Genomic DNA, 14,650 nt, shown 5'->3' on the forward strand with positions numbered 1-14,650 from the left:
GAAAATTTATTTCTTTCGGGACAGGTAGGTAACAAAAATCATGCGTTTATCAATGATCTGTCCGGCGATAGCAATACCTTTTCCCATTGTAAAAGCTGCAAGGATCGTTCCGATTCCAAGACCTTTGATGTGACCGAGGAAGAAGCCTGTCATACAGGCAGTTGTAAGCAGGCAGATAACGTCAAAAGAAATCTTAACGATTGAATATTTCTTCTTTATGATCTGCGACAGCTCGCGTGGAAAAAGGTCGGTAGGAACGATTGGCAGACCGCAACGGTTGGAAAGCGCGATACCGATACAGATCAGCACATAACTAATTATAAAATAAAGAATCCGGTATCCGATAGCGGTTGGAAGAATGTTGATCCACATTTCATGGACATCAAGCAGTTTCCCGAAGAAAAAACCAACGATAAAACTGCACAGATATTGAGGGACAAATTTCTTCCGTAAAATCATCAGGGTGAGAACCAGAAGTCCCTGAAAGATGTAGGTCCAAGTACCCAAGCTGAACTTTGGGAGCACCTCGGAAAAGGCGTAAGGAACACTCGAAATCGCAGAAATCCCTGCACCGGAATATAACATCAGAACGACTGCGAAGCTGTTTATGCATACGGCAACGATCAGGGCGATCTCTCCATACATGATCCGTTGTGTCATATGAGCATCCGTTTCAGGAATGATCTGTTTTTGTGCATATGTATTCATTTTAAAGTGACATCCTTTCATTTGCGCTTATCATAGATATCTGTAATAGAAGATTTTGATATCATATGTAAGTGTATTTACTTCATTTTATTTATCTTTCACGGTTCCGTATTGTAGCACTCCATGCAAATGATAACAAATAAATAGTTTTTATAATTCTATAGATATTGTCTATATATGATTTGCGAGTATAATTGAGAGAAATGAGAGATATAAATAATTTTGTACGAGAACAGGGAAAATGGATCGAACATCAAAAGTCAGATAGAAAGAGGTAAACGAATGAATTTATTTTACATACGATATTTCGTGGAACTGGCAAAGGAACAGCAGTACACGAAGGCAGCAAAGAATCTGAACATCACACAGCCGAGCTTAAGCCATGCGATTCACCAGTTAGAAGAAGAACTTGGGGTATTATTATTTGAAAAGACAGGACGTAACACTGTACTTACGAGGTATGGAGAAGAATTTCTGGTCTATGCGGAGAATACGATCCGGACGCTTGATCAGGGCATCCGCCTGATGCAGAAGGCAGCACATGGAGAAGGTGTCATAAGATTAGGGTTTGTCCGACCGCTTGGTATGGACTTTGTTCCGGGACTGGCTGATGATTATAGGAAAAGGTTACAGGATGAAACGGTTCAGTTTTCATTTCATACAGGAACAACACATGAGTTAATAAATGGACTGAAGGAGAAACAGTACGATATTATATTCTGTTCCAGACCGGTGGATGAAAGCGGTCTGTCTGTTCTTCCGGTTGGCAGACAGGATCTTGTCGTGATCACCCCGGAGGAACACCCGCTCGCAGAAGAGAAAAATGTAGATCTTGCGGACACATTAAAATATCCGCAGATTTATTTTGCGGAAGGTTCTGGTATGCGGGATGTGATAAACGAATTATATAGCTTGATAGGTGAGACACCGCAGATTGCTTATGAGACAGAAGAAGATGAAGTAATTGCCGGCCTTGTAGCGCATAACTTTGGAATTGCTGTTGTTCCTTATATGAAGCTCTTAGAACGGCTTACGGTAAAAATCCTGAAGCTAAGAAAGCCCCGGGCAGACCGGATGTATTATATGGTCTGTGACGCGACTGCTTATAAGCCTCCCTGTGTACAGCGTTTTTATGATTATGTGTCGGAAAAAAATGAAATGCAGGAAGATAAATTTATATGGAATATATAGAAAATCGGAATTTGCATAAAAGTTTCGCGTATACGACAGGTTTGTGGTATAATTTTACATGAGTGATATGTATGGCTTTTTGCAATATGTATACAAAAATGATAAAAGGAGATAAAGACTATGGCATGGTATGACAGCGCAGTATTTTATCATATTTACCCACTTGGATTGTGTGGATGTCCACATGATAACAATGGAGAGACAGGAGCACATTTTGACAAGTTAAATGAATGGGCGGAGCATGCGAAGCGGATCGGATGCAATGCGATTTATATAGGACCGTTATTTGAATCCGGTTCTCATGGATATGATACAACCGATTATCGGTTGGTAGACAGACGACTTGGAACAAATGATGACTTCAAGCAGTTCGTAAAGAACTGTCATGCAAATGATGTAAAGGTCATCGTAGATGGTGTATTTAATCATACAGGCAGAGATTTCTTTGCATTTCAGGATATAAAACAGAACCGGGAGAATTCCAGATACAAGGACTGGTACTGCAATGTGAATTTCTGGGGTAACAACGAATATAACGATGGATTTTCCTATGATAACTGGGGCGGATATAATCTGCTTGCGAAATTAAACCTCTGGAATCCGGAAGTGAGGAATTATCATCTTGAAACCGTAAAGTTCTGGGTTGAAGAATTTGATATTGATGGAATTCGTCTGGATGCTGCGGATGTACTTGATTTTGGCTTTATGAAAGAATTACGTTCCTTCTGCAATGGTGTGAAACCGGATTTCTGGCTGATGGGCGAGGTTATTCATGGAGATTATTCGAGATGGGCAAATAACGATATGCTCCACTCCGTAACAAATTATGAACTGCATAAGGGCTTATATTCCGGACATAACGATCATAATTATTTTGAGATTGCGCATACGATCAAGCGTTTAAATGGCATTGTAGGCGACAAGAAGTTATATACTTTCTGTGATAACCACGATGTAGCAAGAATTTACAGTAAATTAAATAACAAGGCGCATATGTACAATGTAGCGATCCTTGTATATACCGTACCGGGAATTCCGTCGATCTATTACGGTTCTGAATTCGGTATACCGGGCAATAAGGAGAATGGTTCAGACTGGAATCTGCGTCCGGATCTGAATCTGGCTGATTTTGATGAAAAAGATGAGCTTCCTGCATTATATACAACGCTTGGACATCTGAAACAGAGATTTCCGGAACTGACCTATGGAGACTACCGGGAATTGTATCTGACGACCGGACAGTTTGCATTTGCAAGATGCCTGGATGGACGTGCGGTTGTAACGGCATTGAATAATGCAGATAACGGTGCACACATGGAGATTAATCTGCCGATTGGTGCAAATAAAGCAGTCAACCTCCTGACGATTGATCAGACAGCAGAAGCGCAGGAGGATACCTGTACCGATGATGCAACAGCAAAGGCATGGGGAAATGCACGAAATGAGTTGCTTGATAAAGCCGGTCAGTTGGTCGGAGCCTCCGGTGAAATCCGCTATAAGGCAGAAGATATCCGTAAGGCATTAGAAGCACTGGAAACAGGCGCAGACTTCGGCCAGGCAGTATGGAATCTGTTTGGAAATCTGAATGATACCATGAATAACATGCATCGTGTGATCGGTGAATTTGAACAGACAATGCATAAGCAGGAGAGAAACTCTGTAGCCGCAGGCGGTGACTGTACAGGCGGAGAAAGCCTTGAGATCCGCGATGGGAAGCTGATCGTAGACCTTCCGGCAAACAAGGGTGTTGTCGTATATTTAACCAATGAATAATATATAATTTGCCTACATTTTACTTATAGTAATGAAAATTACTATGAGAAGATGGTATTAAGTATTTTGTATAATATTTTATTAGAGAAATTTATAGACAGAAAAAGTCCATCAGACTTGTTTTCTGAATGAGCAAGTCTGATGGACTTTTTTGTCGCAAAAATTTATGCATAAAGAATAAGAACTATGCGTAGAATATTAAGATTGCATAGAAAAAAGAATGCAAAACCTCTAAAAAATATGTAGTTTTTTGTTGAAAATCACATAAAATAGTGTTAGCATAAATATATATGTTAGTATATTTGTAACGAGACTGCACAGAATTGACGGAAACCGCTTCTGTGCCGGGGGAATGGTTATAATTAAGGAGATTGTATATGATACTTATTGATACGCAAAAAGAAGAATTTAGCAAGCTGAGGGATATCCGCGTATTTGGAAGAATCAGTCACGATGACCGGTTTAATGGGAATCTGCTGGTGATCGGTCTTGGCGGTGTCGGAAGCAGAACCGTTTGTAACTTAAAGGGGATGATGGTTGATGATATCATACCGGAGGATAATATTCATTTTCTGATGATTGATTCAGACATTCCTGAGATGGAACAGACAATTGAGGACAGCAAAGAGCATGTTGGTTTTAATGCACTTGAAGTATTAAGTATCTACAGACCGAATATTGAAAATATACTTGCAGATGGAATCAAGAAAAATCCGGTACATCCGAATCTTGCAAACTGGATGGATGCAGACTTTCCGGATGTTACAGTGACAAAAGACGGTGCGCATGGCAATCGTCAGATCGGACGACTCATGTTTTCAAATGCTTATGAAGATATCCGTATGCTGTTATTTGACAGACTGGAAGAGATTCATGATAAGGCGAATGGTAATTGGATGGATGTGATCATTGTATCCAGTCTTTCCGGCGGAACCGGAAGCGGTATCTTATCCGATCTTACATATAATATCCGGGCGTATGGAAAAGCAAAGAAGTGGGCGAATCTTCGAATCGGAGGCTGCCTGTTGATGCCGGATGTTATATTTGGCAACAAGAGCGTAACGGAAGATCCGGAGTTAATGTTCCGGATGATGGCAAATGGCTGTGCTGCGTTAAAAGAAGTCGATTACTATATGAAGCTTTCAGAAAAGGATGATGCATATATATTTGAAAGCACCACCCACAAGCTGGTGATCCGGGAGAATCTGTTCGATGCCTGTATGCTGGTATCCGGTAAGAAGGACAGCCAGGGATACCTGCCGGAGGGTACAGTTCTGATGGACACAGCAAGCTTCCTATATAAACTTGCATGTAACAAATATATCGGTAACAATGATGTAAACGATGACAGAAAGCTGCTTCGGGATGTATTCTTTGACAATGAGAAATATTCTGTGACAAACTGGAAGATGGAACATTCGGATTCTGAGATTGCGACAGCAAATTGTTATTATAAGGTTGTCAGTGAAGCAGATTACAAGATACCGATCCGTGAGATTGAGAATATCTGTGAGAGTGATCTGTTTAACAAAGCATATAAGCGTTTGTTTGTTTCACCATTTGACAATCCGCAGATTGAAGCGGATATCAAGGATGCGTTAAAAGAGCTGGATGATTTTCTTCATGCAGAACCGGGGGATGAGATCAACCTCAGTGTGAACGGATTAATCCAGTTTGGACAGTTTACGAAGCCAACCTATAAGATGATCAAGAAGCATACAGATGGACTCAGAGAACATATGGGTGAGAAGCTTGATAATATGGATAAAGAGCTTCCGGTCATGATCAAGTCCATTAAGAATAAATTGTGGAATTCTTTAGATGCTGTAATTGCCAGATATATCAAGGTATGCGGTCCGTATGCAGCGATTGATATTATCGGAGCACCAACAGCCGGTGTAGCAGATTCTACCAGAGGTATGATGGCAGAGGTTAAGAAGCTGCAGGAGCTTCACAGCAAATATACACCATCCGGTGAATATTCTAGAATTATAGAATCTATATGTGAGATTGTAGCAAAACGTTTCTTCACTTTTCCGTCTGCAAAGCGTGAGACAGAGAATGGATATTATGATGCCTGTATCAAAGAGACACTTGCTTCAGAACGAAATCGGATCATGGATGAGATTGATGCACAGGATCTGTTTGGTGATACACTTCGTTGGTTGCAGCAACGGGCAGAGCGTTTGGATGAGATCTATTCCCAGTTCGGAGAAGATCTGAAGAATTCAATCGAGGATCTTGCAAATGAAGGTAAGGTAACAACGAAGAATATATTAAAGAATGCAGCCAGACATGAATTCCTTCCAACTGATTATGTAAATGACAGTCGTATCAATGAGGTAAAGGATGGACTGATCCGGTTGATGTTAGATAATGAAGCAAATATTGATAACGGAAGAGTTGTTCCAGTCAAGGATGCGATGGAGAAGATTTATCGTCGTTTATTCAGCGGTATCGGAGCATATGGTCCGGAGAAGATGTTATCCGTTGCATTCTCAGATAAGAAACTTGCAGAGAATGATATCAATGTTATGTTTGGTTCACCGACAAATGACCGACGGGATGAAGTTATGCAGAAGGTAGCTGCTGCATTTGTAAATGATATTCAGGAAGAAAAGCAGTTATGTGTGCTCAAGGATGGCTACAAAGAACTTTTGTTGAATAAGAAATATATATCAGTGCCAAATGTAATGCCGTATTTCAGTAGGGCAGTAAAAGGAATCTTGATGGATAAACCATATAATGAGAAGGAGGATTCCATTACATTGAATCCTGGTGAGATCGAGATTTCGATCAATGATATGTATGTCGGCGTGCCTGCATCTATGATGGCATGTACAGCAGAGATGCAGAAAGCCTATAATGCAGTAGATAGTTCTTACAAGGGACTGCATATTGACGAAGTGAATAGGGATATGAGAGATTTCCCGAATCTTTGCACGTTATAATAAATAGTATGAAAGAATCCTGCATGTGGAGGTGTATGAAACCGTTAGTGTTTTTCAAACTTTCGTATGTGGGGTTTTTTTAAATTTGATTTTTACCGGAATATGGTTATACTGGAAAAAGGTTTACATGAATAGATAGAAAGGAAAATTTCCATGTTGATTTGGTATGCGGATGTGTCGGATATGACAGAGGAGCAGATGAAAAAGTATCTGGAAGAGCTGTCTGAGTATCGTTTGGAAAAAGTGAATAGGCTTCGATATGAGAAGGATAAGAAATTGTCGGTTGCTGCGGGAATTTTGCTTGACCGGGCGTTAAAAGAGTGTCATTTGTCTGAGAAAGACTGTCGCTATCAGATCATGGAGCATGGCAAGGTTTATCTGGCAGATCACCCTGAGATAGCATTTAATATCAGCCACAGCGGATGCATTGCAGCGCTGATCTTTCACAAAGAATCGAAGTGTGATTTGTCCTGTGGCATTGATATCGAGCTGATCCAGGGTGGACGGGAGAAGATCGTGAATCGGTTATTTTCAGAAGCGGACAGAGAACAATATAAGAAGTTGGATCCGGATGCGGCTGCGTTATATTTTGCACGGGTCTGGACCCGGATGGAATCATTTGGTAAGATGACAGGAAAAGGACTTGATTTTTCAGAACCGACTCAGAAAAAAATTATGGATCGTTCAGAGATGAAAAAGAAAAATATCTATTTCCGGGAATTCAGAATAACAGATAAAACAGGTCGGAAATATAATCTCTGTGCCTGTGCAGATAAAGAAGGTTTGTTAGAAGAAACTGTATTTTCTGATATGTCGATTCTTTTTTCTTCTCAGAATGTAGATTGTGTGGTAATATGATGATGAAAATTTATGTACTGATACATAAGTGAAGTTTTGGAGGAACATGATATGAGTAAAAAAGCTACGAAAGCACTGAATAATCCGTATTATATCGCAAGATATAATGCATCAAAGAATAATCCAAATCTTACCAGCCGGGAAAAGACGGCTGAGATTTTAAATATTGACCGGACGCGGTTATCACGGATCGAGCTTGGCATGTCAGTTCCTTATCCGGAAGAAGTTCTGGGGATGGCGGATGTATATGAGATACCGGAGCTTTGTAATATGTATTGCTCAGGGGAGTGTGCAATCGGTCGTGAGACAGTGAAACCGATCAATGCAGATAGCCTGGATCGACTGATCCTTCAGTTCCTTGGATCTTCTCAGAAGATGGAGAATATCACGGAGCAACTGATCAATATCACTTCCGATGGAATTGTAGATGAAGGAGAACTGGAGCAGTTTGATTCGGTTCTGTCTGAATTGGAAAAAATGTCGGTCAACATTCAATCGTTGATGATGTGGGCTAAAAAAAATAAAGATTCAATTATGAGTAAAAGAGGAAATTAGAAATGGCAGACAAGAATATCGAAAACGAGATTAAGAAAAGAAGAACATTTGCGATCATATCCCACCCGGATGCCGGTAAGACAACTTTAACAGAGAAGTTTCTCCTGTTTGGTGGTGCGATCAATACGGCAGGATCGGTAAAAGGAAAAGCAAATTCCAAATATGCGGTATCCGATTGGATGGATATTGAGAAGGAGAGAGGTATATCAGTTACCTCATCCGTTCTTCAGTTTAATTATGAAGGCTACTGTATCAATATTCTTGATACACCGGGACATCAGGATTTCTCAGAAGACACATATCGAACCCTGATGGCTGCGGATTCTGCTGTTATGGTTATTGATGCATCAAAGGGTGTAGAGGCACAGACGATCAAGCTTTTTAAGGTCTGTGTAATGCGTCATATCCCGATTTTTACATTTATTAATAAGATGGATCGTGATGCAAGAGATACATTTGAATTGTTAGATGAGATTGAAAATGTCCTTGGAATACGTACCTGTCCGATGAATTGGCCAATCGGTTCCGGTAAGGAATTTAAGGGTGTCTATGACAGAGAGACCAAGATGGTCGATACCTTTGAAGCTATCTCAACCGGTGGTGCGAAGAAGGCTGCGGAGACGCAATATCATATTGAGGATCAGGAGCTTAAGGATCTGATCGGACCGTACCTGTATGACCAGTTTAAGGAAGAAATTGAATTGGTTGACGGTGCAACCGATGAAGTCGATCTCGAGAAGGTTCAGAAGGGAGAGCTTTCACCCGTATTCTTTGGTTCTGCACTGAATACATTCGGTATCGATATGTTCCTGAATTATTTCCTGAAAATGACGACACCTCCGCTTGGAAGAATGTCGGATCAGGGTGTGATCGATCCGGTTACAGAACCATTTTCAGCTTTTGTCTTTAAGATACAGGCAAATATGAATAAAGCGCATCGTGACAGAATCGCATTTATGCGTATCTGTTCAGGTAAATTTGAAGCCGGTATGGAGGTTTACCATGCAGCCAGCAAGCGTAAATTAAAATTATCCCAGCCGCAGCAGCTTATGGCGCAGGATCGTAAGATCGTAGAAGAAGCATATGCGGGTGATGTAATCGGTGTATTTGATCCGGGATTATTTTCAATCGGTGATACTCTTACATTTCCGGGTAAGAAATTTCAGTACGAAGGAATCCCGACATTTGCGCCGGAGCATTTCTGCCGAGTTGTTCAGATGAATACGATGAAACGTAAGCAGTTTGTACAGGGTGTTACTCAGATTGCACAGGAGGGTGCAATTCAGATCTTTCAGGAGTTTACAGCAGGATTGTCGGAGATTATCGTAGGTGTTGTAGGTGTTCTTCAGTTTGATGTATTAAAATACAGACTGGAGAATGAATATGGATGTGAGATCCGTTTAGAGCCGATCCCTTATAACTATATCCGCTGGGTAAAAGATCCATCTACAGATCTTACAAAGCTGAAACGTGTCAGCGATGTTAAGAAGGTGAAGGATATGAAGGGTAATCCATTGTTATTATTTGCAAATGAATGGGTTATCAATCAGGTGCTTGAGCATAATGAAGGACTGGAACTGTTAGAGTTCAGAAAGAATTAAATAAATGAATAATCTACCCTGAAAATGTAAATCCTTTTCTTATGAGGCCTAAGAAAAAATCCGTTTGACGGACAGGCAGACATAAGCAGGAGGAACATGATATGGCACTGAACAGGGTAGTGATATGTGGTGTGAATACAGCCAGACTTCCGTTACTGACAGACAAGGAAAAGGATGAATTGTTTGACAGGATCGAGCAGGGAGATATGGCTGCCAGAGAGACCTTTATCAAGGGCAATCTGCGACTGGTTCTGAGTGTGATCCAGAGATTTTCGAATTCAAATGAGAACCCTGACGATCTGTTTCAGGTTGGATGCATAGGATTGATAAAAGCAATTGATAATTTTGACCGGAGTCTGGATGTGAAGTTTTCGACGTATGCAGTTCCGATGATACTCGGAGAATGCCGGAGGTATCTGCGGGATAATAACAGTATCAGGGTATCCAGGTCGTTAAGAGATATTGCATATAAGGCGATCTACACAAAGGATGCTTTGTTAAAGAAGCTGGATCGGGAACCGACCGTGGATGAAATTGCAAAGGAGATCGATGTAGCACCGGAAGATATCACGACAGCACTGGATGCCATATCGACACCGGTTTCATTATATGAGCCTGTTTATCAGGAAGGCGGAGATACGTTATATATCGTAGATCAGTTAAGTGATAAGAAGAATAAAGAAGAAAATTGGGTAGAGAATATTTCATTGAAAGAGGCAATGAAGAAATTAAATGAGAGAGAATATAATATATTAAGGCTCCGTTTCTTTGAAGGAAAGACACAGACCGAGGTCGCATCGGAGATCGCCATTTCACAGGCGCAGGTCAGCCGTATCGAAAAGAGTGCAATCAAATCGCTAAAAGGCTACCTTCGATGAGACATGAACGATAAAGAGGTATCTATATATTATTTCTACAGAGCATTTTCATTCTATTTTACGCTGTATAACTTCGAACTAACCTCGGCTGATAGCCTTGGTAAGGTCTCAGTTATCACGTAGCGGTACTAAACGCACCGCCTTGCGGTTTGTTAAGGACCGACATGAAAAGGGTCAGTAGAACAAAATATAGATACCTCTTTATCTGTTTACGGGTAAATCTGTGTTATTGTGATTTCCCATATTATAGTATAGTTTTTTACATTTATTTTGCTTTTTTGCTTTGACCTATTTAATTTTTTTGTTTGGCTTCTAATTGTGACTTGGCTTCGGTGGCAAGCTCTGCCATATAATCCTGAACGGTTGTGCTGCCGGTGTCGCTGTTTTTCATGAGATTTGCTTTCAGCTTTTCTACTTCCTCAAGTGGAAGATCACTCATCATGGCAACTTCGGCCGGTTCGATGTGAACATTTAACATTCGTTCTGCCAGATCATATTTTGCTTTTGTTGTTCGATTCAATTCTGATTCATCTCCTTACTTATTCAGATCCTTCAGATAAGCTTCGTTGATCTCGATGATCTTATTCATGGCTTCCGGCCCCGGAGCACCAATCGTATTACGTTTATTGACACATTCTTCCATACTGATCGCCTGATAGATGTCGTCTTCAAATACCGGGCAGATTGCCTTGTAGTCGTCTAATGGAAGCTCATCCAGTGAGATGTTCCGTTCGATACAGGTGAGAACCAGTTCACCTACGATGCCGTGCGCATCCCGGAATGGAACACCGTGGTTTACCAGATAATCGGCAGCATCCGTAGCATTTGTAAATCCGTTCTTTGCAGATGCTTCCATACGGTCTTTATTTACAGTCATAGTCTTTATCATACCATTAAATAATGCGATACATCCCTTTACAGTATCAATTGCATCAAAGGTAAATTCCTTATCCTCCTGCATATCCTTATTATAAGCAAGCGGAATTCCCTTCATTGTGGTAAGGAGAGAAGTCAGTGCGCCATAGACACGTCCAGTCTTACCACGAACCAGCTCTGCGATATCAGGGTTTTTTTTCTGTGGCATGATCGAACTTCCTGTGCTGTATGCGTCATCCAGTTCAACAAACTGATATTCATTTGTATTCCAGATAATGATCTCCTCTGAGAAACGGCTCAGATGCATCATGATCGTTGAAAGAGCGGATAATAATTCGATGCAGTAATCACGGTCTGCGACAGAATCCATACTGTTAAGAGTAGGACCTGCAAAATCAAGCAGGGAAGCAGTTAACTCACGATCCAGAGGGTAAGTTGTGCCGGCTAAAGCACCGGAACCCAGTGGACAGTAATTCATTCTTGCATAGATATCACACAGACGGCCGTAATCACGCTTGAACATCTCCATGTATGCACCAAAGTGATGGGCGAGAGTGATCGGCTGCGCCTTCTGTAAATGTGTAAATCCGGGCATATATGTGTGAATATGTTCCTTCATCAGGGAATGTAAGGTGTTCATTAATTCCAGCACAAGAGCTTTAATTTCGACGATCTCATCTCTTACATAGAGCTTCATATCAAGAGCTACCTGATCATTACGGCTTCTTCCGGTATGTAATTTCTTACCGGTATCACCGATACGGTCGATCAGATTTGCTTCTACAAAGCTGTGAATATCTTCATATTTGGATGTGATTTCAAGTGTGCCATTTTTTACATCGGTAAGGATGCTGTTTAAGCCGTCGATGATCTGATCACGTTCTGCTTCCGTAAGAATGCCGGATGCTGCAAGCATAGTAACATGTGCGATGCTTCCGCGGATATCCTGTTTATAGAACTTCTGATCAAAAGAGATCGAAGCATTAAAGTTATATACTAATTGGTCTGTTTCTTTTGTAAAACGACCGCCCCAGAGCTGTGCCATAATGTAGTTCCTCTTTTCTCTAAATTTATTTTAACTGTTTCATTTTACAACAGGATGAGAGCTTAATCAACAAAAACAGGGATTAGCAGAAGAATTTTGCACGGTAAATATCAAATTTTTATGAAATAGATATTTACAGGTTTACAGCAGTTGCGGACAGATGATAAAATAACCTAAATTGTCAGAATGGATGGATTGGATGAAGAAACGACATTTTATTTTGAAAGGAATCATTACGGCACTTGTGCTGATCGTTCTTTTCTATACAGGAAGATGGGCATTTTTTAATATATTTCATCGTCAGGATGTTGTGGACGGACTGGTAGCATTACGAACAAATGTGATGCATTCGATGGAAGATGGAAATGATTCTGATATCTTTTATGTAAAAAATGTAAAGATAAAGGATATAAGTGATATCAATAAATATGTGGATTCGGCATTTGGAAGTGTAGATACCTATCGAGTACTGGTGTCCTCCGGCGATTATCTTGCAATTCAACTTTCTTTTGATCGGAGTGAGAATTATTATGTGATCCGGAAGGTGCTTTTTGATGAAGAGATACCATCGGATAAAAAGAAAGCACTTGCCATGTATGATTCATATATAGAATTTTACAAGACCTGCATCAAAGAACCGATGAGCGATTTTGATAAGGAGAAAGCAGCACATGATTATCTGATAAAGAACTGTGTATATGGCTTTCCAGAGGAACAGCAGGATGCATATGATGCTTATGGTGTTCTTGTATCCCATAAGGCGGTCTGCGATGGCTATGCAGAGGCATTTTTTATGCTGATGACCTGTTTGGATATTCCTTGTGATATTGTGGTAGGGACTGCGGATGGAGATCTGCATGCATGGAATCAGATAGAACTTGACGGGGAATGGTATAATATTGATCTGACCTGGGATGATGCGGTTCCGGATATGGGTGAATATGTAAAACACACATATTTTAATCTGACAGATGATACACTTGCCGAAAATCATACATGGGAACGGGAGTTTTACCGTACCTGCACAGATACAGATATGAATTATTATGTGAAGACGTTTGCAGTATTTGATGATTTTGAAGCATATAAGAAAGGAATCACGAAGCAGATCGGACGCTCGGATGTGCTCGAAGCAATTGTTTATTATATGGATACGGACAGACCGGATCTGTCATTTCTCTATGACAGTTCGGCTATAAAAAAACTTAAGTATCTGGTTGAAGATATGGGAGAATATTATGTGATCATTGTATATGTAAATACATGATTTTATTATTGTAAAACAAAATGCCCGCGACAGTACGGGAGAAAGGAAAACTCAATGTCTGATGAACAGGCGAGGGTGAAGTGTGATAGATATGAGCAAGAAAGAATTTATGGATCAGCTCAGAGAAGGGCTGGATGGCAATGTATCATATGAGAAATATTGTGAAACAATAGAATATTATGAGTCTTATTTCCGGAGAAAACTGGCAGAAGGAAAGACTGAGGAGGAGATTGTTGCGGAACTTGGCTCCGGGCGACTGATCGCAAAGACGATTGTTGATACCGCAGGAGCTGACCGGACAGAACAGAGTTATACTTATACAGAGACAACAGGCGGCAGACGCGGAAGTGTGAGCCGAGATGGAGAAGACGCACCAAAGGGCTGGCATGTCAAAATGGATGAAAATGGAAATACCAGTGTCTGCTTTGGAAAACTTGATTTTTCTACAACGCTTGGGAAGGTTGTGATCGGAATCGGACTTATTTTATTACTTGCATTGATTGTATTGCTTGTTGTGATTGGAGTTAAGATTCTTGTATATGTGATCATTCCGGTTGCTGCAATTTTGTTTATTGTGAACCTGATTATCAGTCTGATCGACAATCATCGAATGTAGTCGGAAGTAGAATTTTTAACAGATAAAAAAGTTTTAAAAAAAGTTGAAAAAAGTTCTTGACAATTATCGGTATATCCCTTATACTAGCAAAGGTGTTCGACAGAGAACACAAACGAAATGGGATCTTAGCTCAGCTGGGAGAGCATCTGCCTTACAAGCAGAGGGTCACAGGTTCGAGCCCTGTAGGTCCCATTTAAAATAAAATATGGCGGGATAGCTCAGTTGGCTAGAGCATGCGGTTCATACCCGCAGTGTCGAGGGTTCAAATCCCCCTCCCGCTACTAACCTTTAATCGTCATGAATGTCATGACGATTTTTTTCTTTGCCGAAA

The 14,650-nt window shown here is 40.6% G+C and carries 12 protein-coding genes and 2 tRNA genes; 11 read left to right on the forward strand and 3 right to left on the reverse strand.

What is annotated here, in order from left to right; translation table 11 throughout:
* Positions 1-6: 6 nt before the first annotated feature.
* Complete coding sequence (locus tag DXB77_RS03670) at positions 7-708, reverse strand: DUF6198 family protein (RefSeq protein ID WP_243023277.1); 702 nt, start codon at positions 706-708, stop codon at positions 7-9.
* A gap of 282 nt (positions 709-990) precedes the next feature.
* Between DXB77_RS03670 and DXB77_RS03675 the strand changes: the two genes are divergently transcribed.
* The 7 genes from DXB77_RS03675 (at position 991) to sigG (ending at position 10,515) form a co-directional block, all read left to right on the forward strand.
* Entirely contained in the window at positions 991-1,899 is a 909-nt protein-coding gene (locus DXB77_RS03675; protein ID WP_117822716.1) for a LysR family transcriptional regulator, read from the forward strand.
* Between the two features lie 120 nt (positions 1,900-2,019).
* The gene (locus DXB77_RS03680) at positions 2,020-3,672 is read left to right on the forward strand and encodes an alpha-amylase family glycosyl hydrolase (protein WP_118662688.1); all 1,653 of its coding nucleotides are present in this window, start codon (positions 2,020-2,022) and stop codon (positions 3,670-3,672) included.
* 377 nt (positions 3,673-4,049) lie between these two features.
* Positions 4,050-6,623, forward strand: coding sequence for a tubulin-like doman-containing protein (locus DXB77_RS03685; protein ID WP_118662689.1), 2,574 nt, complete (start codon positions 4,050-4,052; stop codon positions 6,621-6,623).
* Between the two features lie 153 nt (positions 6,624-6,776).
* Entirely contained in the window at positions 6,777-7,481 is a 705-nt protein-coding gene (locus DXB77_RS03690) for a 4'-phosphopantetheinyl transferase superfamily protein (RefSeq protein WP_118662690.1), read from the forward strand.
* A gap of 51 nt (positions 7,482-7,532) precedes the next feature.
* On the forward strand, positions 7,533-8,036 hold the full coding sequence (locus DXB77_RS03695; RefSeq protein ID WP_117822707.1) for a helix-turn-helix transcriptional regulator: 504 nt from the start codon (positions 7,533-7,535) through the stop codon (positions 8,034-8,036).
* 2 nt (positions 8,037-8,038) lie between these two features.
* The gene (locus DXB77_RS03700; protein ID WP_008400679.1) at positions 8,039-9,637 is read left to right on the forward strand and encodes a peptide chain release factor 3; all 1,599 of its coding nucleotides are present in this window, start codon (positions 8,039-8,041) and stop codon (positions 9,635-9,637) included.
* A gap of 101 nt (positions 9,638-9,738) precedes the next feature.
* Positions 9,739-10,515, forward strand: coding sequence for an RNA polymerase sporulation sigma factor SigG (sigG, locus tag DXB77_RS03705; protein WP_021943748.1), 777 nt, complete (start codon positions 9,739-9,741; stop codon positions 10,513-10,515).
* A gap of 292 nt (positions 10,516-10,807) precedes the next feature.
* Here the strand turns inward: sigG and DXB77_RS03710 are convergent, their stop codons facing one another.
* Complete coding sequence (locus DXB77_RS03710; RefSeq protein WP_118662691.1) at positions 10,808-11,035, reverse strand: hypothetical protein; 228 nt, start codon at positions 11,033-11,035, stop codon at positions 10,808-10,810.
* Positions 11,036-11,050: 15 nt separating this feature from the next.
* Complete coding sequence (gene argH / locus DXB77_RS03715) at positions 11,051-12,436, reverse strand: argininosuccinate lyase (protein WP_118662692.1); 1,386 nt, start codon at positions 12,434-12,436, stop codon at positions 11,051-11,053.
* A 199-nt stretch (positions 12,437-12,635) separates the two neighbouring features.
* Here argH and DXB77_RS03720 point away from each other — a divergent pair, with 199 nt between their 5' ends.
* The 4 genes from DXB77_RS03720 to DXB77_RS03735 all read left to right on the forward strand — a co-directional run bounded on the left by DXB77_RS03720 (position 12,636) and on the right by DXB77_RS03735 (position 14,600).
* Positions 12,636-13,703 (forward strand): transglutaminase domain-containing protein, encoded by a 1,068-nt coding sequence (locus DXB77_RS03720; protein ID WP_226801002.1) that lies wholly within the window; start codon positions 12,636-12,638, stop codon positions 13,701-13,703.
* Between the two features lie 91 nt (positions 13,704-13,794).
* The gene (locus DXB77_RS03725; RefSeq protein ID WP_117785011.1) at positions 13,795-14,319 is read left to right on the forward strand and encodes a DUF1700 domain-containing protein; all 525 of its coding nucleotides are present in this window, start codon (positions 13,795-13,797) and stop codon (positions 14,317-14,319) included.
* A 119-nt stretch (positions 14,320-14,438) separates the two neighbouring features.
* Positions 14,439-14,511 (forward strand) — tRNA-Val (locus DXB77_RS03730).
* Between the two features lie 15 nt (positions 14,512-14,526).
* Positions 14,527-14,600 (forward strand) — tRNA-Met (locus tag DXB77_RS03735).
* Positions 14,601-14,650: the final 50 nt, after the last annotated feature.

The organism is Clostridium sp. OM05-9, assembly GCF_003481465.1.
GTDB classification, from domain to species: domain Bacteria; phylum Bacillota; class Clostridia; order Lachnospirales; family Lachnospiraceae; genus Coprococcus; species Coprococcus ammoniilyticus.